Origin of the sequence: Actinomadura kijaniata NBRC 14229, from assembly GCF_001552175.1 — a bacterium.
GTDB lineage: Bacteria > Actinomycetota > Actinomycetes > Streptosporangiales > Streptosporangiaceae > Spirillospora > Spirillospora kijaniata.
This window is the reverse complement of sequence record NZ_BCQR01000061.1, coordinates 27363-48361: the sequence shown is the minus strand read 5'-3', so window position 1 is coordinate 48361 and position 20999 is coordinate 27363. Positions and strand designations below refer to the sequence as shown.

The window sequence follows — 20999 nt, the reverse complement described above, 5'->3', positions numbered from 1 at the left end:
GAGCCCCAGGTGTTCTCCAAGTCCGCCAACAAGTCCGGCAAGAAGTCCGTCCGGCGCCCTGCGGCGCCCTCTGACCCACGCAACCACGGTGAGGCCGAGCGGCCGCCCGCGCTCAACCCCAAGGTGATCGCGCCTCGGCGGGGCTGGCCGGGACCAGCGGGCGGACGCGTCGCGCACGTGGAGTCAGGATCGGTGTATCTCGGCACCACCACCGAGGTCGCTGGCCTGTTCCCGTTCCTGCAGGCCAGTGGACTCCCCACCGAGGGGGTGCCGATCGGCCCGGATCTGTACACCCACGAGATGGTGTGCCTGGACCCGGCCGGATGGGTGGGCCGACTCACCTCCAACCCGGGCATCTGGATCCAGGGTCAGCCCGGGGTCGGGAAGGCATTGGATGTCGACACCCCGATTCCGACCCCTTCGGGTTGGACACGGATGGGTGACTTGCGTGTCGGCGACCACGTCTTCGACGACAGCGGCCGTCCCACCCCCGTTGTGGCGGCCTCCCCGGTCTGGACCGGTCGCCGGTGTTTGGAGGTCGTCTTTTCCGACGGCTCGAGCCTGGTGGCCGACGCCGAGCATTTGTGGGTGACCGAGACTGCGGCCGATCGCCAACGCCGCCATGGCGAGCGCTTGCGGCCTGCTCGGCGGCGCGCTGTGGGCAACGCGCAAGAGTTGGCGGCTCTGAGAGTCGCGCAGGAAGCGACACCGTCAGGCAGTACCACCACGATCATCGCACTTGCGCGGGAGCTGGGATGGAGCGACAGCGGCCGCGACTGGGACCTGCAGCGCGTGTACCGCTGGACGAGCGATCTACAGACGGCTGCGAAGGGACCGGGCGGCAGGAGGCTGCTCGACCGGACCCAGGTGCTGGAGCGGTTGCTAGAACGCATGTCGACCTCGGCGCACGACCAGCGCGATCGCGTCCTGGGCAAGGGGCCGGTGACGACCGCGCAGATCGCCGACACATTGCGCACTGCGGGCGGCAAGGTCAATCACGCCATCCCGGTCTGCCCCCCGGTGCAGACCCCGCCCGCCCAGCTCCCGATCGACCCCTATGTGCTGGGCGCCTGGCTGGGCGATGGACATACCGACACCGCCCGGATCACCACCACCGACCCGCAGATCGTGGCCTTCATCGAGGCGGCCGGGTACACCGTCGCCAAAAGCTCAGGCGGACCGTATTGCTACACGATCCACGGTCCGGTCAAGGCCCGGTCCCGACCCGACATCACCTGCCCGCGGTGCGGCCAGCAGGTTCGGGCGCGCCACCACCGGCAGCGGTACTGCTCGCGCAGCTGCGCCGCCCGGTCCTCCATGGGCGATCAGACCACCTCAGTCTGGGCGCGTTCTTGTGCCCGGTGCGGCACCGCTCTGGCACGAACCTCTACCGGCGAGGTCTGTTGGAGCTGCTGGACGACCGGCACGCTGCGCGGGCAGCTCGCACGGCTCGGCGTGCTGGGAAACAAGCACATCCCCCAGCTCTACCTTCGGGCCGCGCCCGAGCAGCGCCGTGCCCTGCTGGCGGGACTGCTGGACACCGACGGAACGGTCTCGCCAGGCGGGCAGGTCCAGTTCACCACCACCAACCCGCGGTTGGCCGAGCAGGTGCATGAGCTGGTGTGCTCGTTGGGGATGCGGCCGACGCTGCGCCAGGGGCGGGCCCGGCTTTCCGGACGGGATTGTGGTCCCAAGTGGACGATCGGTTTCACCACCGGCGAACCGGTGTTCCGGCTGTCCCGCAAACGCGTCGCCCAGCAGCAACGCGCCCGGCACGGCCAGGGAACCTCGTCCTCAGTACGGACCCGTCTGCGGTACATCGTCGACGTACGACCGGTGGAGTCCCGCCCCGTGCGGTGCATCCAGGTCGCCACCGACAGCGGGCTGTTCCTGGCGGGCCGCTCCTTCATCACCACCCACAACTCCGCCATCACCAAGCGCCTGTGCCTGGGCCTGACGGCGTACGGCTACATGTTGCTGTGCCCAGGAGATGTCAAGGGTGAGTACCGCGACCTGGTGCAGGCGCTGGGCGGGCAGGTGGTGCGGATCGGCCGCGGTCTGGACCGGATCAACCCGCTGGACGCCGGGCCGTTGGGTCGCCGGTTGGCGTCGCTGCCGGCGCGAGAGCAGCAGCGGCTGCTGGCCGAGGTCAACGGACGTCGCAGCGAGCTGGTCCACGCGCTGCTGGCGACGACCCACGGGTTGGGGCGGCGGCCGGTGGCCTCAGAGTCCACCGCGCTCAACACCGCGATCCGCATCGCGGTGGACAAGACGATCGGGGTCGATCCGACCATTCCGGACCTGGTGGGGATGCTGCGAACGCCTCCCGATGAGCTGATGGGCAAGCTGATGGCGACGACCCAGGAGGAGTACGTCGCGCTGACGCGGGAGCTGGTGACGGCGCTGGAGAACCTGTGCGACGGCCCGCTGGCAGGGCTGTTCGACGCCCCCACCACCACGCCGTTGGATCTGGATGCCCCGGCTGTCAGCGTGGACCTGTCGCAGCTGCTGACGGCCGGGGACACCGTGGTGGCCGCCGGGCTGTTGGCGACCTGGGCCTACAGCTACTCGGCGCTGGACACCGCGCGCGCGTTCGGGATGGCCGACCGTCCGGTGGTGCTGCCGCTGGATGAGTTGTGGCGGGCGCTGCGGGCCGGGCCGGGGATGGTGGAGGCGATGGACGCCATCACCCGGCTGAACCGGGCCAAGGGTGAGGTGTCGATGCTGGTCACCCACTCCTTGGGTGACCTGCAGGCGCTCCCGACCGAGGAAGACCGAGCCAAGGCGCTGGGGCTGATGGAACGGTGTGACATCACGGTCCTGGCGGCCATGCCCGCCTCGGAGCTAGAGCGTTTCTCCCAGCAGAAGCCGCTGACCGACCGGGAGCGGAAGCTGGTGTCCTCCTGGGCCGCGCCGACGGCGACCGGAGTGGACGGCACCGCCCAAATCCATCCGGGCCGCGGCAAGGCACTGATCAAGATCGGGCACCGGGTCGGAATCCCCGTCCGGTTGCGCCTGACCGAGGTCGAACGGCGGCTGTTCGACACCGACGGCGCGATTCGGCGGCAGATCAGAGAGCAGCAGCAATGAGCGGGTCCGGCGGGCACGGCGCAGGCAATGCCGCCCCATGGTTGATCTTGAGCGTCATGGGCGGCGGCGCGGCCGTGGAAGCGGTGGTCTGGCTGGGCGGCAGTCTGGGCGCCCTAGCTTCGGGAGCGGGATGGAATCCGCCGTCCTTCAGTGTGGCCACGTTGTTCACCCTGGTGCGCAGTGGGCCTGAGGCGCTGTGGCCCGGAGTGGGGGCGGGCTGGCTGTGGAGCGGCATCGCGGTGGTGGCCGCGGTACTGGTCGCGATCGCCGTTGCGGTCGCTCGATGGGTGTGGATGCGGTCGTCGGGAATCGCGGGCCTGGCCCGCCGCCGGGAGCTGGAGGCATTGACGGTCAAGGGCCTCACGCGGCGCGTCAAGGGTCTGCGTCCCAGCCTGGCGCACGAGGCGGAGATCGATCCCGACCAGGTGGGAATGCTGCTGGGCGAGCTGGAGCCCGACGGCCTCGAGCTGCGGGCTTCCTGGGAGGACGTCATTTTGGCGTTCATGGCGCCGCGGTCGGGTAAGACCACCGCGTTGGCGGTTCCGATGGCGCTGCGCGCACCGGGCGCGGTGCTGCTGACCAGCATCAAGCCTGATGTGTATGCGGTGACGCGCGCTGCGCGGGCCCGTCGTGGCACGGTATGGGTGTTCGACATGCAGGGCATCGCCCACACGCAGCAGGGCATGTGGTGGGACATGCTGGCGCAGGCGCGCACGCTGGAGGGAGCGCGCCGGTTGGCGGGGCACTTCATCACCGCCAGCGTCGATGCCGCCAGCCGTCGCGACTTTTGGTTCTCGGCCGCCGGTAACACCCTCACCGCGCTGTTCTATGCGGCGGCCTGCACCGGTCGCACCGTCAACGACGTGCTGGTGTGGCTGGCGCAACCCGCCGACCGCACCCCGGTCGATCTGCTGAACGACATCGGAATGACGGCGCTGGCGCACCAGTTGGAAGGCACCATCAACGGCGCTCCTGATACCCGCGACGGCATCTATGAGACCGCACGCCAGTGCGTGGCGTGCCTGCTGGACCCGCAGATCGCCGCCTGGGTCACCCCGCAGCCGCACCTGGAGCAGTTCGTCCCCGACCAGTTCGTCGACTCGCGCGACACGCTGTACCTGCTGAGCGAGAACAGCGGCGGCTCGGCCACCGGCGTGATCGCCGCATGCACCGATGCGGTGTTGCGTGCCGGGACGGCGCGGGCCTCACAGCAGGGCGGACGGATCGACCCGCCGCTGGTGGCGGTGCTGGACGAGGCCGCCAACATCTGCCGGATCGAGGATCTGCCCGATCTGTACTCCCACCTGGGATCGCGCGGGCTCGTCGTGCTCACGATCCTGCAGTCCTTCCGGCAGGGCGCCAAGGTGTGGGGAGAGATCGGAATGGACGCGCTGTGGTCGGCGGCCACGATCAAGGTGCTGGGTGCCGGCCTCGACGACGCCGACTTCACCGAGAAGGTCTCCCGCCTGATCGGCGACCACAAGGTCCCCGAGCTGACCGTCTCTCACGGATCAGGTGGAAGGTCCACCAGCATCACCCGGCGGATGGAACGCATCATGCAGGCGGCCGACATCCGCGCACTCCCCAAAAGCACGGCGTTGCTGTTGGCTACCGGAGTGCGTCCCGCGCTGATCCGGCTGCGCCCCTGGTACGCCGAGCCCGACGCCGATGAGCTGTCGCGCGCTGAAGCAGCCGAGACCAAGGCGATCACCGTGCGGGCCCGCTCGACCTCGACTGAATCGGAGCGGCGGCTATGACCGTCCCCTCCTCGCCTGGACCGGACGCTGACGGTCCCCCGCAGCAACCAACACCGCAGGCTCCTACGGAGACGCCGGCGGGCTGGGACGCGCAGTTCGACCTGGTGGAAGAGCTGGCCGAGCAGGTGGCCGACCTGACCCACACGCTCGACGAACACACTCTGGCCCTGGCCGACCATGCCACTGCGATCGAGGCTCTGCAGGCCGCCGCCTCCTCCGGTGCGCCGCAGCTGGACGATGACGACGCGCATGAGCACGACCGCGAACCGGAGAAGCAACAGGGAGCTCCGCCGTTCATCCTGCTGTATGACGTCGACAGCCCCGAAGAAGAAGCCGAGCTGACCGCGCTGGACAACTGGGTCGCCGTGGTCCTGGTACCGACCTACATCACCCAGGTCACCTCCCGCCAGCCATGGTGCGCCCGCTGGTGGGAGCATCCCGAGGCGGTGGCGCGACTGCACGCGCTGTGGCTGGCCTGGCAGGAACTCACCGACGAGCACGCCTCCGGGCACACCGGTCCCAGCATCTGGCACACCAACCACCTGGACCCGGCCATGGCACGGCTGCGCGACCCGAGCGGCCCTTTCCAGAGCTGCATGATCGACCCCAAAAAACCCACGCATCGCCCGAGTCCGTCAGTGCCCGTGGAACGTTACGAAGAGCGAGCAGCAGGCCGTCAGGCAACGCCCTTGGCGAGGCTTTGAGCGCGGGCTGAGCGATCAGGGATGGGATGTCCTCACGCCGAGGCGGCCATCACTGACCCTTCTGGCGTGGGCGCGCGGGCGTTCGGCTTCTCCGAACACCAAGAACTTCTCGGGCCAACCGGAGACGACAAATTCCGTGTCAGGAAGAACGATGCTCAGCAAGTCACGTCGCAGGCTCACCGACGTTGGCCGTGATCACGTGGTGGGGATGGAGGCATGGGGGGCTTCTGATCACGGGAGAGCGCCGAGGAAGCTGGACGACCGGCACTCGGAGTGGGCGACGCCCCACGAGGGGACCGTGACCGTGATGCCTGGGCTCTTGAGGCCGGGCGTCCGGCCTGCCTCTGGTTGGACTCGGTGGCGGCGGGATTCCGCGCGGGGGACGCCGACTCGGACCGCGAGGACGGGAACGGGGTCGACGTGGGGCTCTGCGGCCCAGAGGAAGTGGGCGGGGTGCCGTCCTGCACGATCGAGCGTGCCTGTTCCATCAGGGACTGCCGGACGGCGGTGGTGCGAGGGTCGCGGGTGCGTTGCCTGGCTTCCTCTTGCGCAAGTGTGTCGAGCGCGAGCTGTGCCGCTTTGGGGTGGCGGCTTTCCAGTAGCAACTGGGCGTAGCTGTTGACCAGCACAGCCGGACTGCCTAGGCGTTCGCGTGCGGCCACTGTGAAGGCCATGTGGGCCCGGCTGAGCAGGCCCTCAAGATTCCCGAACGCCGCCAGCGCACGTGCGGCGTTGAGGTAGGCGCTGAACCTGAGGTCGGCAGGCTGGTCGGCGCCAAGTCGCTCCTCGAGCCGGTGGAGGAGCCTTAGCGTCTGGGTCTGATCTCTGGCGGTGACGTGTGCAGGAAGCAGCTCGACGGCGATGCGCAATCCGGGGGTTCCCCATGCGCCTGGCCGCCTGCGCCACTGCCCGATCTGCTCCAAGGCCTGGCGACCGAAGGCAATGGCGGAGTCCGGGGACCCTGCTTTGTGGAGGCAGCGCACCGCGCCGGCCGCCGCATCGCCCCACCATCGGTCCGAGGGGGTGAGCTGTTCGGTCAGCGATCGGTACTGATGGGCGGCGGCGTCGAAGTCACCGGCCATCTCCCACGCCTCGGCTCGGCCGTGGAGTGCGTCGTTGCGTACGGTGGGAAAGGTGGCGGCCAGGGGGTTGTCTGCAACGGCGGTGAAGTCCTCCACGGCCTGTCCGGGCCGGTTCTCATAGAGGGCATCCCTGGCAGTGGATAGGTCAATGTGGAGTTGCTGGTATTCCTCTTCCGAGATGCCATGGGAGAGATATATCGCGGGGCACCCTAGCCGTTCAGCCAGCGCTTCGATCTCTCGGGAGGTCGGGGCGTATTTTCCATGTTCCAGCCGCGATATCTGACTGGAGTCCATTCCCGGAGGGGCTGCCTGCCGTTGTGTCATTCCCTGTTGCGTACGCAGGTCATGGACCCGCCTCCCGATGGCCTCCGGCGAGCCGTCAGGACCCAGGTCGGTCATCGATCGATACCTTTCCAGCCACTTGCCCGTGATTCATCGAACAACGTTCAAGGTCACGCCATGGCATCTTGCCCCGAATTCCAATATGGATTAGCATCCATCTGCCGGAATGTTGATTTGGCGGGCAGGGGAGAGGCGTGCCGGGAAGACCTGTGGCCATCGGGGAGCTGTACATGGACGGCCGTACCGAATGGCGGGAGGGCAGCCATCTCACGATCACCAGGGCAGCGGTGGAGATTCAACTGTTCCGCCGGTTGCCTTCGCGCGAGCTGATCGAGGCGGTCCGCTCCGCTCCCGTCCGCTTCATGTGGGTCGATAGCCCTGGTGTCGCCATGGTGCGCCTGTTCTTCTCCCAGCAGGAGCGTCCGCACGAGTCTGCATGGTTCGACATCATCTACACCCCGCGCACCGAGATGATCGGTCGTGGGCGGCCGCCCGGTGTTCCGGGACAGCCGATCACGGTCGTGGTGACCCTGGTCGATGCGGCGACGGGAAGGGTGGCCGCGGTGCGCACCTCGACCTGGCCGGTCGAGGATTCGGACTTCGTCCGCGCACGTCTGGAAGGCGAGCTTGCCAAGGATTCCTCGCCTTCCGCCGAGCGCGCCTTCATCCACAGTGTCCGGGGCGGGGACATGGGCTTCGCGCACGGCCGCGCCTGGTTCGCCCGCTCGTGAGCACCTCGTCAGCAACGCTCTGGAGGCAGGAACAGTAAGCACGGCCGCGCCCGCCGGCCCCACCAGATGCCCTACCCGTTGCCCTGTCATCGGCGACGCCGTGCCGGGCGGGAGGCCGTCAAGGGAAGGCTCCGGGGAGCGGCCGGCGGCAGGGTGGTCTGGCGCGGTTGAGGCGCAGCGTCATGGTGGGCGGCCAAGCCTTCCTGCCGCATCGCCTCGGCCAGGGCCTGCTGCTCGGCACCGGGGTCTTCAGCCAGGTGGTGCTCGTCGGTGCGGCCACGCTCGGCGTCGGCGGCGGCGCGGGCATGGTCGGCCAGTCCCATCTCCTTCGCCGGCGGCTCCTCCTCGGGGAGAGCGGGGAGGGGGTGGGCGGCAGGTGCCGGGAGCGCAGCGGGCTCGGCAGCATCGTTCCAGGCCGTGGTGTTGGGGTGAGGGCCGAAGAGCCGTTGCCCCAGCAGTCGCAGGGCGCGGCGCGGTCGCGAAGACATGATCAGTTCCCGGGGAGGAAGGCGCGGGCCACAGGGAGTTATCGCCGTGCGCTGTGGCCGTGGTGTCGATCGTGCGGCGCTGGAGAGGGGCGGGGTGCCACCAGTCGATCACCAGCGGCCGGAGCCGGCGCGGTTCCTTGGGTGGAACGGGAGCGCGCGCCCTGATGACGGGTCGAGGCGTTGGCGTCGTCGTTCGGGCTGGGGGACTGCGTCAGGGTCTTGATCCTGGCGATGAGGACCTGGGTGGGGGAGACCACGCCGGTGAAGTCGCGTTGCGTGACCGCGTGGCGCAGCAGCGCCGGGACGTGGCGGCCCTGGCGAGCGGCGACCTGGATGTGGTCGTGCAACGCGGGCCAGGCCGGATCCTGAACGATCTGGCGCATCGACGGCGCTTCGGGAACGCCGTGGAACGCCTGGCCCAACGCGGCCTTGCTGCCCTCCTGGCCCACGGGGCTCTCAAGGTGGCGAAAGATGACCGAACGCAGAACCCCGGCTTGAGGTAGAGGGCTGAAGGGTGCAGGTCTGGGCTCGTTGGCGAGTCGGTCGCGTAGGTGCTGAACCACGTTGATGCCCAGAGCCTCAGCGCGCGACATCCGGTCCATCAGGCCGGGGTCGCCGAGCAGTTGGGCGGTGGTGCCGGGCTGCACGTAGCCGTCCAGAGCGCGGTTGAGCGTCTCCAGGTGATGGGCTTGGCGGGCGCCGAGTGGCGCTGTTGGCGCAGGCGGCGTCGCCGAGTCGGCCGAAGGGGTCGGCGGCGCGGTGGTGAAGGTGGCTTCTTGCCCCGGTGCGCTGGGGGCGGGCGGAGCTCCCTGGGGAGCTGTGGCGGTGGGAGCGGAGGGCGTCTGCGCGGTAGTGAGGTCAGACCGCAGGTGGTTGATCATGTGCTCGGCTGACGAGGTGTTGGCGGGGATGAAGGGAGCATCAGTCAGCAGCACGGCAGGGTCATGGCCGTCGCGGCGGGCCTGTTGGAGCAGCTCGGCCAGTTGGGGCCAGCGGGGGTCAGTGAGCACCCGCTCGGAGGCGGCGCTTTGCCCATGGGTCGAACCGCTGAGGGCTTGCTGAACGGCTTGGCGCAGGGCCGGGTCGTGGGCGGCGGTGCTGGTGGGGGTGGGGCGGTCGCCACCCAGGATCTGGGCGGCCTGACGCAGCAGCGGCAGAGCTTTCTCGGCGGCGGCCTGCTCGGTCTTGAGGTTTTGCAGTTTGTACCAAGAGATGGCGGCCTCGATCGCTCCGGCAGCGGCGATGGTCAGCAGCGCCAGGGCGGCGATGTCGCGGCCTTTGCCCAGAGACTGGGCGGCACCGTCCAGAGCCTGGGTCGACAGACGCAGCCCGAAGCTGAGCTGGTCTTGCACACGCGCCATGCGGACGCGGGCCGCGCGCTCGTACTCAGAGGCGCCAGCTTGAAGGAGGTCACGGACGCGGTCAGGGGCGTGGTTGGCGATGACGGTGAGGGTGTCGCCGAGCTGTTGAGCGTACGCGGCGCGACGCTGGTCGTCCGAAGCCTGTGCCGGGGACGGCTGCTGGGATGGTTGCTGGTGCTGAGCCTGCGCGTCGGGCTGGCCCTGGATCGGCTCAGACCCCTCGGGTCCGTCAGTCCCTGGGCGGGGGACGGACGCGGCGGCCTGCACCGGGGGAAGGTCCTGCTGGCCGTCGTTGCGGCGCGGGGTGTTGGGACCGGCGGTCTGCTGCTCGGGGATCTCCGCCGCGCTGTGACCTGCCTCGGCGGCCTGGACTGGCTCCGTCCTCGGATCCGTCCTCGGCTCAGTGTTCGGTTCGGTGATCGAGACGGTGGGCTGGGGAGCCGCAGTGAGCAGTGAACCCGCGATCGGAGGTGGCGGCGAGGTGAAGGAGGTGGTGATCTGGTCCAGGGCGCTGGCGGTGGAGGTCGCGGCGGTTTCCGCCGCGGTCTGCGGATCCACGCCGTCGGGGCCGCCGCCTGCGGTGGTTCCAGCCGCAGGCGCAAGGCCCTCGGCGAGCCGTTGGGCGATCAGCGGTGACACAAACCGCTCTTGGATCCGGGGCAGCGTCAAGTCGGGAGCACCCAGCCAGGCGGCGGGGTAAAAGCGTTCGGGGATGCCCTCAGGCGCCGGCAGCGCCAGGGCGTAACCGCCAGGCAGGGGTCGCGCGTTTTGGCTCGTGCGGCGCTCGACACGCAGCCCTTGGTCTTGGAGTCTGGCGAAAAAGTCTTCGGTGTCGCGGGCAGCGGCCGCGGCCCGGCGGACGTACTGGTTCAGAATGCGGCGCTCGGGAAGGTCCAGGCCGAGTTGACGGGCGCGGGTGATCTCGCTGCGGGTGATTTCGCCGTGGGTGATTTCGACGTCGGGGGAGGAGCCGCTGTCCACAGGCGGGCCGTCCTTTCTGCCGTCACAGATGCATGTGAGAGGTCACCGTGTCCGGCGGTGATCATGGCGGTGGTCGGGTTGAGAGCCCGGCGCCGGCGGGGTCGAGGGACGTTGGGGCCCTGGGCGGGGGCTGGGAGCAGCTCCGCGGGACGAACGTGCCAGGGCGGCAGCCGCTCTCCCAATCGTCGGCGGCAATGCGGAAAGGGTGCCGGGCTGGGTGATGCGGATCGTCATACCGTCGCTGGCGAACCGGTTCTGTTCGCGGGCCGCCATCTCCATCGCCAAGGCGGTCAGCGTGCCTTGGGCGTTGCCGCCGCGAACGGTCGCTGCCCATTGGTGGCGCAGTTGGGCATCGCTCAACTGGGCGTAGGGGCGTGCCGCTTGGGTTCCGGCGTTGGTCCGGTCGATGGCGATCAGCGCGGTGGCCAGCTCATCGCGCACCATGATCTCGGCGTTCAGGCGGCCCACCGAATGTCCACCGAGTTCTGGCTGCGCCGGGTACAGCGTGTGGATGAGGGGTTCGGGAGCCATGCGGCCGCCGTAGGCGTCGCGGCCTTCGTCGAAGGCCTTCCTGCCGTACTGCCAGCGCAGCGCGTTCTGGTTGACCGCGGTCTGCCGGTCCACCTCCACCGAGACCACCAGTCGTTGTCCGTAGCCCTCACGGCGCAGGTTCCCCAGCAGCCGTTGCGCGTGGCCCAGGTCGCGCATGGTGCCGTCGTACAGCAGGTTGTAGCCCTGGCTCCGGGCCCACCGTTCAAAGGCGCTGTTCAATGTCGAGGACTCGCGGTGCACCAGGGCCGCCATCTCAGCGGGGGCCAGTCGGGGCTGGCCGGGGATTTCGGCCTGCCGGGGCGCATCGGGTGGGAATCCGCCATGGCGCAGCAGCGCCGCTTTGAACTCGTCGGGATCCAGCCGCACGTAATCGCCGAGCTCGACGCCGTGCACCTGGTTCAGCTGGCGACCCAGCTCATCGTCTTGGCCCTGGCGCTGGGCCAGCATCTGTTGCGCGGTGCTCTTGCCGGCGCCGGGCGGGCCGGAGGTCAGCAGCACCGCGTTACCGCCGCGGGGCAGGCCCTGGCAGCGTTGCTGGAACTCCTCCAGGATCTGCTGGTGCAGGCGGCCACGGTGCTGCTGCCAGGAGCCGTCGCTGTTGTGGTAGCGGGCGAAGGTGTCGCCGGGGCCAGAGGCCAGGGCACCATTGACCATCTCGTGCTGCAGGTACCGGTAGAGCTGGTGGTAGCGAGGTTCGAGAACCTCCATCTGCTCTGCCCCCGGTCCTCACGATATGGATGATCTTCGGGGACTTTAGTGCGAATCGCGTCGGCGCCGCCAGATCTCCTCGTAGTCCTCCTCGGTGATCTGGCGCAACAGCCGCGCTTCGTGCAGCACTTCGGTGGTGTTGTCCTGGTGGGTTGGAAGGTCGTGGCCGGGGACGAACTCAACGTCTTCCAGCGGCCAGGTGGCGATGGTGTCCAGCATCTGCTCTCGGCTGATCTGGCCGTCGGCGTAGCGCTGGAGGAAATCCTTCAGCGAGTTGTTGGTCATCGGGGTTTCCTTCGTTTGTGACGGGGTCGGTCATCAGGGCTGGGACAGGGGTTAGCCAGCGATCACCGGCGACGCGGCCCGTGCTCTGGCGGGCTGGAATCGCGCCGCGGGGGCGGTGGCGGTGGCGGCGTGGGACGCGTGATCGGTGATGCCGGTGCCGGGCGCTCGGGTGCGACGCCGTCGGGCCGGACCTGACGCAGCCGGTCAACGCTGGGCGTGGCGGGGTCCAGGCGAGGTGAACGGGGACGGGACTGCGCGTGGTGGGCCGCACGTTCATCGCGTTCCAGACGACGCCGGTCAGGCGACAGGCCGCGCCGGACGCCGAGTTCGGCTGCGATAGCAGCGAGCTGTGCCTGCAACCCCGCCTCGGAGAGCTTCCCGAGGTTCTCGTGGTGCGGCTGACCGTCGCCGGGGAGGTCGGGGACGGCGGTTGTTCCGGCGGCGCGCTTGGGTGAGATGTCCCGGCTAGGGGCGCCCTGGCTCGGCGGAGCATCGGCGCGGGTTCGGCGGTGTTGTTCGGCTTGGATCCGGGTGACCAGGGTTCGCAGGTCGCGTTGGGTGTAGGCACCGTAGGAGCGCTGGGACCAGTGCGGCACATCCTCTGGGCGGTCGGCGGTCACCCTCGGCGCTTCGCCCCGAGGAGTCGCACCGGTGTCGGCTGGTTGCTGGGGATCGTGACCACCAGGACCGCTACCCGGAGCGCCGTTGGAAGGCGCAGGCGTCACCGAGGAGGCCGTCTTGGCGGCAACCGGGAGCGCGGCGTCGAGGGCGGGGTGCAGCGGACGCGGCACGTACAGGTGGATCTGGGAACCGGCGCTGGGCGATACCAGCGTCTGTGCGTCGGTGGGGAGCGCGACGGTGTAGGCCAGGATGGTGTCGGCGGTGCGCAGGTGGGGGTCGGTGACGGGGAGCGCGGTGGCGTGCACCAGGTCGCCGTTGAGTACGCGGCGCAGCGGGACGGTGGTGGTCGTCGGCTCTTCCCGTCTTGCGTCCTGTGGTTGCCACTGCACGATGACATCGCGGTCGCGGAAGCCGGTCACCGTCCCATAGGGGATGGTCGAGCGCGCCCACGGGGTGGAGGCGTGCAGGCTGATGTGGTCGCCCACCGCCAGGGGCAGGACGCGGCCGCCGGGCAGGGTGTAGTGGCGGTCGGGACCGGTGATCTCGCCAAGGACGCGGCGCAGCGCACGGGTGGCCCGGTTGATCTGCGTGGCGTCGCGTTCGACGCCGGTGACGATCTGCAGGTGCGCCAGTTCGTCGTGGGGGCTGGCGAAGGCGCGCCGGGTGCGGATCTCCGCCCAGTCGGCGACCAGCTGCGCGATCGTGCGGTCGCGGTCGTCACCGACATGCACACGCTCATGCACACGCTCGGTGTCGGGCTCTGCGCGCGGTTGTGAGCGGTCGGGGTTGTCGTCGTGCGGAGGCGGATACAGCGGGGGCTGGGATCTCACCGGGGTGCGAAGGCAGGGCGCCTCCAGCAGACGATGCACGGTGGCGTAGCCATGGCCGGGGGCGTCGGGTAGCCGCCCGGTGAGCACCACCTTGGTGGCGGTGTGCTCGGCGCGTTGAAGCAGCTGCGTCAGGTCCGCATCATCGAAGGCAGCCGGGTTCTCCACCACCAGCACCGCAGGGCCATGTGACGGCGGGACGGAGGCGGCGGAGAAGGTGGTGCTGGGGATCGCGGTGGCGGCGGTCAGCGCCTGGGCCTGCTGCTGGGTGCGGGCGATGCCGTGCACGGTCAGTCCGGCGGCCTGCCAGGCAATCCGGCAGGCGTCCAGCACGGTGGCGCGCCCGGTACCGGGGGCAGCCGCCAACGTGTCGATGCCGTGGCCGGCGGTGGTCAGCCGCTGCACGGCGGCACGTTGGTCACCGGTCAACGTGATACCTCGGGTGGCTTCGACGGCGCCGACCGCCATGGCGGCGGTGTCGGGGGACACCACAGCGTGAGCAGCGGTGTGTTCGGGGCGCAGCCGCACGCAGGTCTCGATCAGTTGGTGGCGGGCGAGGGCACGGTCGCGTTGCACATACCGCTCGCGGTGGGTCTGGTAGCGCGGCCCCTGAGTGAGGTCGGGACGCACCGGATCGGGTGGTAGCGCGACGGCGGGGCCGTTCGGCATTCGAAGGAGTTCTTCGGCCAGCGCCTGGGCGTGGCCGGCGTCGGCAACGCCTTGTGGCAGCGCGTCCAGAACCGCTGCCAACAGGCGCGGGTGGGTGGCCACGCGCCCGCCGGCGGTGACCCCGTTGGCGGGGTCGAACACGCGCTGCGCCAGCCCACTCAACGTGGCCTGCCGCGCGGGAGCGGCGGAGGTTGCGGTGTGGGCCGTGGAGCCGGACCAGCAGGACCGCACCATGTCTGTGGGGTCGAATCCCGCAGCGAGGGCCTGTCGTCGCCAGGCGGTGCGCAGCTGCGTCCCTTGGCTCGCGACCGCCGCGGCGGGAACGTCGTCGCCGATATCGGCGTGGCGCGCCGTTGGGGCGGGCGGTGCGGTCCGTGCGGTTGGCGCGGTGTGCTTGCCTTCGCGGGACATCGCGGCGGCGGCCTTGGTCATCGCGGTGGACGTCGCCGTCATGTCGCCCATGCCCAGCGCGGCCAGGGTGGTGCGCGTTTGGGCGGTGCGCTTGGAGAACAGCTCGCGCACCCGCCGGGGCACCCCGGCCAGCTCCCATTGGGTGGACCCGTTGGTGGTCCACCGGAAGCCCAGTTCGGTGGTGGCGTGGCGAAGCCGCGCCTGGGCCAACGCACCAGCTACCTGGACGTGGCGATGGAGTTCCCGGCCTCCGTTGGCGGGGGTTGACCAGCGCCCGTCGACACCGCGGACCAGGTGTGCGATCACAGCGTGGGCGTGCAGATGGGGGTCGGGCACACCGCCGTCGACGGGCCGGGCGACCTCGTGCCACATCACCCAACCCAGCAGCCCTGACGTCGGCGTCCGGGTGGCGGTGCGCCCGTCGCCGTTCTGCCCGCGCAGCGCATAGCCGCACCAGCGCTCCAGGTCGACGAGAGTGTCGTTGACGGCCTGGCGGAACGCCTTTTTCAGCAGCGCGGCCGTGAACTCGTCGCCCAGCGCCCACACCACGCTGGGCGACTTGGGGAAGTCGATGGTCAGGTCAAAGCCGCGAAGGCCAACTCGCACGCTGCGGCCGCGGTGAGCGCGCGCTGAGGCCAGCTCGCGGGGAGAGTAGAGGTCGTCGAGTCGGATACCGGCGGCTGAGGCCAGTCCGGTCTGCACCATCTCCAAGACGGTCAGGGCGACACGGTGGTCATCGCCGACACGGTGGACCATGCGGCGTATGCGGGTCAGGTGCTCGAAAGCCCGGCGGGTACGGAGCAGGTGCGACGGCGCGACGCCCAGCTCTTTGGCGGCCTGGTCCACCGCGTGAAGCAGGGGAGCGGCAGGCAGCTTGCTCGCGGGGTGGATGCTGCGTTTAGCCGAGACCAGGGCTTCGCCGGTCTCTGGATGCAGGCCGTCCATCAAGGCGCGAGCGCGGTCCTTGTCGGCTTGTCCGGCCAGCGGAGTGCCGGTGGTGATCCCTACATCGGCCAGGCCACCACCGAACCAGGTCAGCCGTTCCAGCCTGCTGGTGTCGGCCAGGGAGAGTCCCAGCGGTTCGTGGAGCTCAAAGCTTTCGGACCTGGCTTCCAGGACGCAACCGGCCGACTCTTCCAAGCGGTAGTCGAGCTGGGCGGCATCAGGTCCGATGGTCGTGAGCCATGCCATCGCCGCCCTCCCTTCTCCCGCCCAAGATTCATATACCCCACCCCCGTAAGGGAGTGTCCATACCTGGGTACATCGCGTTGATGATATTGCTTCGATGATCTTTATGCGAGATCGTCAGCCCGTTTTCGGCGACCCGATCGGTGCGTCGGAGGCAGGGGTGGACGGAAGCCGACCCCTTCCCAGGGACACGGCTGATCAGCTGCGGGTTCGTTGCACTCTCGGCGAAGTCGTCGGGGCTCGGCGCGGTCGCACTTGCAGTAGGCCGTCTCCCGCCAGCCACGTACCGCGCAGTCCGGGCAGCGCAGCCAGTGTTCGATGTAGCGCTGGACCTCGGCACGTGCCCCGGCAGCACGGAGGAGCGCTCCCCGATCCAGCCACCGCATGGTGCCGTTGCAGGTGTTGCACAGCACGCCCCGGATCCATCCGTGCTTGTGACAGTGGTCCCGCACGTGCGGAATCCGGTTCGTGCGGCACACCAGACACCGTTCTTTGGGGCGGCCCAGCTTCGCCAGCCGCCACTGGACGTACTGGACAGGTTCATGATCGTTTTCCATGTCAACGTCCTACCCAGGCCACTCCGTCGCTCAGCTCGGGCCTACTGCGCAGGAGTCCATGAGGCAGTGCGTCTGGATCGCCTGCGCCAGATGTCTGCTTCCGTTTCGGATGAGCGGTATCTAGGCTTACCGCCATGATGATCAATAGCGGTGATGACCTGGAGGCGGCGGCGCTGAGGGTCCTCAATGTCGATGGCCGGATCAGCGCTGCACGGGAACTGCGGGCGGCTAACGACGAACGCGTGCGGGTGGCTGCGCTGTTGAAGGAAGCCGAACGTGCCTATGCCATGGCCCATGCGGCGGCGCTGCGCGAGGGGTGGAGCGAGGACGAGCTTGGCAAGCTCGGTTTCACCACGCCGACTGTGCGGGCCAAGGGGCGTCCGCGAGGCAAGTCGGCAAGGACGCCTTCGCCCGCCCGCCCGTCGGGCCAGGTCTCGCCCATGTCCGCCGCATCCGATGACCGGGAGGAGGCGGCGGCACCCGCCGAGAACGCGGCACCGTCCTTCGATGCGGTCTGATCGCTGAACGTGGGGCGCTCGGCCCGGACATCCTGGGTGAGCGCTTCAGAGGCGATGACGTCGGAATCTGTTCGGGGCGCATATCTGAGGACGCCAAGAGCCAATCGCAGGAGGGCGCTCCGAACGCGACTCGTTCATCGTGATGGTCAGCGAGACGACAGAGCCGGGCATCCTGTACGCGGTCAGGATGCCCGGCCTTCCTGCTTCGGCATGCGTCGAGCGATCGTCAGACGGCGCACGGAAGGCATGTCTGGGGCTCTGCGGCCGGGCATTGAGGGGTGGTTGGACAGAAGGGCGCAGGAGGCAGATTCGGTAGCGCCATTGCGCAGGCGCAGGCCCTTCTCGGTGAGGCTCAGCTCGTTTCGTTCGGACTTGGACACCAGGCCGTTGTGCGTCAGCCAGCGCAGCCGCTGGCTGACGTGGGACGGGCCGCATCCGATCCATGCAGCCAGGTGGACCTGCTTGGTGGTTTGGGGATGAAGGTCGGAGAGAGTGTCAACGATCTTGATGTCGGTGGGGCTGAACTTCATCACATCTCCCTTGAGCCGGGGTGGCATCGGACGAGGCCGTCAGCGCGGTGCGGGGTGGGGCGCAACCTGGTCTTGGTTGCGCCCCACCCCGCACCGCGGATCATGCGGAACACAGCCGATGCCGCCCCGGCTCAAAGGGGGATGAATTCCCCGCCGAGCCAAGCCGCCGCGTCAGGATGATCTTGTGACGACAGCAGTTTCCGTCCACCCTGGTGCTTCTTCGCCCCGACCTTCAGATGCGGTCTTCTGGCCTGATCGCCAGGTACCGCTCGACCAGTTCCTGGCATGTGGGACAGCCGGGCTTGCCGGTGTTCATTCGGTCGTTGCCTGTCGGGGCGACGAAGTGTCGCCATCCGTTGCTGTGGGCGTCGCGGTCCATCTGCCACTGGTCGATGGGCCGCATTCCGGTACGTTCACCGCGCCGTAGGAACAGCCGCAATGCTTCGATCAGGTCCGGGATCGAGCGAGACTCGATGTTGGCTACCGGGCCTTCGTAGTCGCCATCGGAGCCGATCATCTCTACGCCCCATCCAGAGTTGGACTCGCCCAGGGGCCCGTCGATGTCACCGACGTGGAATCCGCCGCGGCCCTCGATCGGCACCCAGATCGAGTGGCAGCCGCCGCCGGTGTGCTGGACATAGGCCGTCCCAAAGGCCGCCTTCAGGGCCTGCACTGCCTCATCAACGTCCGGAGGAAATTCCGTCATGCGGACGCCTCCTCGATCGTCGCGCCGTTGCACAGCTCAGGGCAGTGTTCCTGCCACGCTTGGTGGTCGTAGTCGTCGGGAATTTCCTTCTGGGACCAGCCGCACCATGTCTCGTCGCGGTCTTCCCGGTGGTGGTTGAACCGTCTGATCTGGGCCACATGTTTCCTTTCCGGCATGACGAAGGCCCCGGCCGGGCGGCCAGACAACGCTGCCGCCGTCGGTGATCACGGAGTTTGTTCCTTTCGTCGTGCGTTGATCAGGCCCGACGGCGAGCGCGGGAGCAGGGCAACTCCCGCGCTCGGCCGAGGTGGGTCGGTGGTCAGCCAGTGGTGGCGGTGGGCTTGTCGTGCTTGCGCATCCACCGGATGCGTCCGGCACGGCACCGGCGGTTGCCGCGCCCAATGTCGTCTTCCTTACGCAGTCGCGCCCAAGCGCGTCGTTTGGCCACAGGGAGAGTCCTTTCCGGTCGATGGGTGTGGGGCCGAAGTGAGGAGGACAGCGGTGGCAGGCCTTGGAGGGCGGAGCTACTGCTGGGTGGGGTGATGGGCTGGCCCGGCGTCCGGGCCAGCCCATCGAGAGGGGTTGTTAGAAGGGCGGTTCGCCCTCAAAGGAGGTGTGCAGGGCGGGCGGGTAGATGTCGATGATCTGGAACCCGGCCTGGCCGGCGGGGAGGTCTTCGAGCAGGGGTTCGTGGCCGCAAGGGTCGTAGGGGTCGTCGGGGTCGAGGTAAGGAATGACCTCGCCGCCGAAGCGTTCGTTGATGTCGTCGTAGCGGTCGTAGGGGGCGTGCCCGTCAAGCTCTTCGGGGCTGAAAGGGATCATCTGGTCCTCCCTGGTGTGGATCGGTGCGGGTTTTGTTCAGCGGTCCGGGGCGGGCGGGTCAAGGCGGGGCCCCCTCGGGGTGCCTTGACCCGCCCGCCCCGGACCGCTGTGCTTTTGGAGCACCGATCCACACCAGGGAGGACCAGGAGGTTCTTCGGCCGGGGCGTGCGAGTGGCCCGGCTGGGTGGGAGACGATGAGGCGGGGTGGTGGTCTGGCTCGGGTCGTCGCGGGTGCGGCAGAGGCGAGTGAGCTCGTCGGCGAGCGCGGGAGCAGGCGGCTTCCGCGCTCGGTCGAGATGGGTTGTTGGTCAGTCGGTCAGGTCGGCGACGCGGCTGACCGTCACACTGATTCGGAAGACGCCGCCCTGGTACTTGATGGCGTCGCTCGACCGGTCCTCGACGTTGATGAGCACGCTGTTGGGATCGTCGCAGGGCTCGCTGATGCGCAGCTGGTGGCCACGGAGTTCTTCGATGTGGTCGGTGTAACCCTCGATCCAGCCCAGTGAGCCGAAGGCGAGGGGGGCAATGTGGCGGACTTCGATCTTGGGCATGGGCACGACTCCTTTGATGGTTGCGGTTCGGGCGGTGAGCTCGGCTCAGCGCGCCGGGGGTGGCCGGTCAAGGCGCTTTCCCTTGACCGGCCACCCCCGGCGCGCTGCCTTTAGGCACCGCCCGAACCGCAACCATCAAGCAGTCGGATCAAGCCAGCACGGCAAGGGCGGCAAGGTTGTGATGGGGCGGCAGTCTGGGGTCGGAGCAGACGGTCAACCCCACCCTGGCTGCGGTATCCCTGGGCGCGGACGGCGGTCGATCCTGGCGCGGTGGAGGCTCCCGGCGAGGGAGCCGGTGACCATGAGGCCGACGGCGGTGCGGTCGGGCAGCCTGTGGGGCCGTCGGTGTGGGTGCCAACCGCTGTAGATACCGGGGTCGGTCAGGAGTAGGGAGCAGGGTGCTTTGCCGGGTGGTGGTGCCGGAAGGTGAGCGCGGTCGCGGCGGTGTCAAGGGTGGCCGTTAGGCCATCGGCGTAGCCGACGCCGAAGGCGCCCTTGACGCCGCCGCGACCGCGCTGACGCTGGCGGGCTGCCAGGCCCGGGCGGCCCGCCCCGCTAGGGGCGGGCTTGAGCACCGCGTAGAGGTGCCCTGCCGGAGGGGGTGGGGGCGCGGCCGTTCAGGCCGCGCCCCCACCCTCTTTCCGGTGCAGGTGGGCAGGCCGATGCCTTTTGGAGGGGGCCGGGGGGGAGGGTGGCAGGGGGTGGCCCGCGCTGGTGGGCGCGGGCCACCTGGCGGGCTCAGCGCCGCGGGTTGTGGGGGCCCAGGTCGGTGAGGCTCAGGCGGATCCGGCGGCCGCGGATCACCAGTTCCACGCCGGAGCCGCAGAGTTCGGCGTCGGTGATGACGGGTTGGTCGTGCTGCCAGTCGGGGCGGTCGAGCCTGGTGGCCAGCTCGTCGTCGAAACCCTTGTCCAGCACCGTGTCGTGCAGCAGGTTCTGCAGGACGGAGGTGACGGCGATGGAGTCCAGAAGCGGGGAGGAGGCCTTGATGGTGGAAGGCATGACGAAAAGACCTTTCGGTGAGACCTGGGGGCAGAGGCCCGGTGGGCTGAGGGCCGCACCGGGCGCGCAGGCAGCGGGGGCGCGGGGAGCGGTTGCCCGTCTCCGGCTGCCGGTCAGGTGGCGGTGGCCGCGGTCAGTTCGTCGAGGGCCTTCTGGCGGGCGGTGGTGAGGCAGGGGCGGCAGACGTTGCCGATGCCGGGCAGGGTGGCGTGCAGGTCGCGGCGGGTGATGGTGTGGCCGCCGTTGCCGACGCAGTGCAGCAGGTCGGTCGGGGTGGGCCGGTAGTCGGCGCTCAGTCCGGTCGAGTGGTGCATCAGGTGTCCTCTCACGGGTGGGCTGTGGAGCCCGGTGCGGTGTTGCGAACGCAGCGCCGTGAGCAGGACCGTGCGGCCGCCGCAACTTCCAGGCAGGGCCGCGAAGATGTTTTCCCGGGGGTGGGGGGCAGGGTCGGGCGGCGGGTGACGGCTTGAAAAGATCTTGGCGGCCCGGCACCGGTGACAGGGGCGAGCGTGCGCG

19 protein-coding genes are annotated in these 20999 nt (G+C 69.3%); 5 read left to right on the top strand and 14 right to left on the bottom strand.

Annotation, left to right across the window (positions count from 1 at the left end; genetic code table 11):
- Window positions 1–9: 9 nt before the first annotated feature.
- Genes AKI01S_RS20285 through AKI01S_RS20275 form a run of 3 tightly spaced genes read left to right on the top strand, consistent with a single transcriptional unit; the run spans window position 10 to window position 5551 of the window.
- Window positions 10–3090 carry an LAGLIDADG family homing endonuclease gene (locus AKI01S_RS20285; RefSeq protein WP_157419963.1) on the top strand — a complete coding sequence of 1027 codons (3081 nt, stop codon included), beginning with the start codon at window positions 10–12 and terminating at the stop codon, window positions 3088–3090.
- Entirely contained in the window at window positions 3087–4847 is a 1761-nt protein-coding gene (locus AKI01S_RS20280) for a type IV secretory system conjugative DNA transfer family protein (protein WP_067819977.1), read from the top strand. Before AKI01S_RS20285 ends, AKI01S_RS20280 begins: the two co-directional genes overlap by 4 nt.
- Window positions 4844–5551, top strand: a complete 708-nt coding sequence (locus AKI01S_RS20275) for a DUF4913 domain-containing protein (protein WP_083999903.1) — start codon at window positions 4844–4846, stop codon at window positions 5549–5551. Before AKI01S_RS20280 ends, AKI01S_RS20275 begins: the two co-directional genes overlap by 4 nt.
- 176 nt (window positions 5552–5727) lie before the next feature.
- On the opposite strand, the gene AKI01S_RS49330 is transcribed toward AKI01S_RS20275, so the two are convergent.
- On the bottom strand, window positions 5728–7032 hold the full coding sequence (locus tag AKI01S_RS49330; protein ID WP_083999901.1) for a helix-turn-helix domain-containing protein: 1305 nt from the start codon (window positions 7030–7032) through the stop codon (window positions 5728–5730).
- Between the two features lie 173 nt (window positions 7033–7205).
- Between AKI01S_RS49330 and AKI01S_RS20270 the strand changes: the two genes are divergently transcribed.
- A complete protein-coding gene (locus AKI01S_RS20270) occupies window positions 7206–7706 on the top strand; it encodes a hypothetical protein (RefSeq protein ID WP_157419962.1) in 501 nt (166 codons plus the stop codon).
- Between the two features lie 86 nt (window positions 7707–7792).
- Here AKI01S_RS20270 and AKI01S_RS20265 read toward each other — a convergent pair whose 3' ends face one another.
- The 6 genes from AKI01S_RS20265 to AKI01S_RS54685 all read right to left on the bottom strand — a co-directional run bounded on the left by AKI01S_RS20265 (window position 7793) and on the right by AKI01S_RS54685 (window position 16354).
- Entirely contained in the window at window positions 7793–8029 is a 237-nt protein-coding gene (locus tag AKI01S_RS20265) for a hypothetical protein (RefSeq protein ID WP_067819971.1), read from the bottom strand.
- Between the two features lie 203 nt (window positions 8030–8232).
- Entirely contained in the window at window positions 8233–10536 is a 2304-nt protein-coding gene (locus AKI01S_RS20260; protein ID WP_067819968.1) for a hypothetical protein, read from the bottom strand.
- Window positions 10537–10578: 42 nt separating this feature from the next.
- Complete coding sequence (locus tag AKI01S_RS20255; RefSeq protein WP_067819963.1) at window positions 10579–11796, bottom strand: zeta toxin family protein; 1218 nt, start codon at window positions 11794–11796, stop codon at window positions 10579–10581.
- Between the two features lie 45 nt (window positions 11797–11841).
- Complete coding sequence (locus AKI01S_RS20250; protein WP_067819960.1) at window positions 11842–12081, bottom strand: hypothetical protein; 240 nt, start codon at window positions 12079–12081, stop codon at window positions 11842–11844.
- A 62-nt stretch (window positions 12082–12143) separates the two neighbouring features.
- On the bottom strand, window positions 12144–15800 hold the full coding sequence (gene mobF, locus AKI01S_RS20245; RefSeq protein WP_067819957.1) for a MobF family relaxase: 3657 nt from the start codon (window positions 15798–15800) through the stop codon (window positions 12144–12146).
- A 101-nt stretch (window positions 15801–15901) separates the two neighbouring features.
- Complete coding sequence (locus AKI01S_RS54685; RefSeq protein WP_083999899.1) at window positions 15902–16354, bottom strand: endonuclease domain-containing protein; 453 nt, start codon at window positions 16352–16354, stop codon at window positions 15902–15904.
- A 134-nt stretch (window positions 16355–16488) separates the two neighbouring features.
- Here AKI01S_RS54685 and AKI01S_RS20240 point away from each other — a divergent pair, with 134 nt between their 5' ends.
- Window positions 16489–16872 (top strand): hypothetical protein, encoded by a 384-nt coding sequence (locus tag AKI01S_RS20240; protein WP_067819954.1) that lies wholly within the window; start codon window positions 16489–16491, stop codon window positions 16870–16872.
- Between the two features lie 182 nt (window positions 16873–17054).
- On the opposite strand, the gene AKI01S_RS20235 is transcribed toward AKI01S_RS20240, so the two are convergent.
- The 7 genes from AKI01S_RS20235 to AKI01S_RS20210 form a co-directional block, all read right to left on the bottom strand.
- Entirely contained in the window at window positions 17055–17402 is a 348-nt protein-coding gene (locus tag AKI01S_RS20235) for a hypothetical protein (protein WP_067819951.1), read from the bottom strand.
- 232 nt (window positions 17403–17634) lie between these two features.
- Window positions 17635–18108 carry a hypothetical protein gene (locus AKI01S_RS20230; RefSeq protein ID WP_067819948.1) on the bottom strand — a complete coding sequence of 158 codons (474 nt, stop codon included), beginning with the start codon at window positions 18106–18108 and terminating at the stop codon, window positions 17635–17637.
- Entirely contained in the window at window positions 18105–18266 is a 162-nt protein-coding gene (locus AKI01S_RS50715) for a hypothetical protein (RefSeq protein WP_157419961.1), read from the bottom strand. The genes AKI01S_RS20230 and AKI01S_RS50715 overlap by 4 nt, the downstream gene beginning before the upstream one ends.
- A gap of 427 nt (window positions 18267–18693) precedes the next feature.
- A complete protein-coding gene (locus tag AKI01S_RS20225; protein WP_067819943.1) occupies window positions 18694–18930 on the bottom strand; it encodes a hypothetical protein in 237 nt (78 codons plus the stop codon).
- Window positions 18931–19238: 308 nt separating this feature from the next.
- Window positions 19239–19481 (bottom strand): hypothetical protein, encoded by a 243-nt coding sequence (locus tag AKI01S_RS20220; RefSeq protein WP_067819938.1) that lies wholly within the window; start codon window positions 19479–19481, stop codon window positions 19239–19241.
- Window positions 19482–20219: 738 nt separating this feature from the next.
- Entirely contained in the window at window positions 20220–20483 is a 264-nt protein-coding gene (locus tag AKI01S_RS20215; protein WP_067819935.1) for a hypothetical protein, read from the bottom strand.
- Window positions 20484–20596: 113 nt separating this feature from the next.
- Complete coding sequence (locus tag AKI01S_RS20210; RefSeq protein ID WP_067819932.1) at window positions 20597–20797, bottom strand: hypothetical protein; 201 nt, start codon at window positions 20795–20797, stop codon at window positions 20597–20599.
- Between the last annotated feature and the right edge of the window lie 202 nt (window positions 20798–20999).

Bases quoted from the DNA above. Each gene is read 5' to 3' on its own strand.
- AKI01S_RS20280 (WP_067819977.1), top strand. From the start codon at position 3,087: ATGAGCGGGTCCGGCGGGCACGGCGCAGGCAATGCCGCCCCATGGTTG.
- AKI01S_RS20275 (WP_083999903.1), top strand. From the start codon at position 4,844: ATGACCGTCCCCTCCTCGCCTGGACCGGACGCTGACGGTCCCCCGCAG.
- AKI01S_RS49330 (WP_083999901.1), bottom strand. From the start codon at position 7,032: ATGACCGACCTGGGTCCTGACGGCTCGCCGGAGGCCATCGGGAGGCGG.
- AKI01S_RS20270 (WP_157419962.1), top strand. From the start codon at position 7,206: ATGGACGGCCGTACCGAATGGCGGGAGGGCAGCCATCTCACGATCACC.
- AKI01S_RS20265 (WP_067819971.1), bottom strand. From the start codon at position 8,029: ATGGGACTGGCCGACCATGCCCGCGCCGCCGCCGACGCCGAGCGTGGC.
- AKI01S_RS20255 (WP_067819963.1), bottom strand. From the start codon at position 11,796: ATGGAGGTTCTCGAACCTCGCTACCACCAGCTCTACCGGTACCTGCAG.
- AKI01S_RS20250 (WP_067819960.1), bottom strand. From the start codon at position 12,081: ATGACCAACAACTCGCTGAAGGATTTCCTCCAGCGCTACGCCGACGGC.
- mobF (WP_067819957.1), bottom strand. From the start codon at position 15,800: ATGGCATGGCTCACGACCATCGGACCTGATGCCGCCCAGCTCGACTAC.
- AKI01S_RS54685 (WP_083999899.1), bottom strand. From the start codon at position 16,354: ATGGAAAACGATCATGAACCTGTCCAGTACGTCCAGTGGCGGCTGGCG.
- AKI01S_RS20240 (WP_067819954.1), top strand. From the start codon at position 16,489: ATGATGATCAATAGCGGTGATGACCTGGAGGCGGCGGCGCTGAGGGTC.
- AKI01S_RS20235 (WP_067819951.1), bottom strand. From the start codon at position 17,402: ATGAAGTTCAGCCCCACCGACATCAAGATCGTTGACACTCTCTCCGAC.
- AKI01S_RS20230 (WP_067819948.1), bottom strand. From the start codon at position 18,108: ATGACGGAATTTCCTCCGGACGTTGATGAGGCAGTGCAGGCCCTGAAG.
- AKI01S_RS20225 (WP_067819943.1), bottom strand. From the start codon at position 18,930: ATGATCCCTTTCAGCCCCGAAGAGCTTGACGGGCACGCCCCCTACGAC.
- AKI01S_RS20220 (WP_067819938.1), bottom strand. From the start codon at position 19,481: ATGCCCAAGATCGAAGTCCGCCACATTGCCCCCCTCGCCTTCGGCTCA.
- AKI01S_RS20215 (WP_067819935.1), bottom strand. From the start codon at position 20,483: ATGCCTTCCACCATCAAGGCCTCCTCCCCGCTTCTGGACTCCATCGCC.
- AKI01S_RS20210 (WP_067819932.1), bottom strand. From the start codon at position 20,797: ATGCACCACTCGACCGGACTGAGCGCCGACTACCGGCCCACCCCGACC.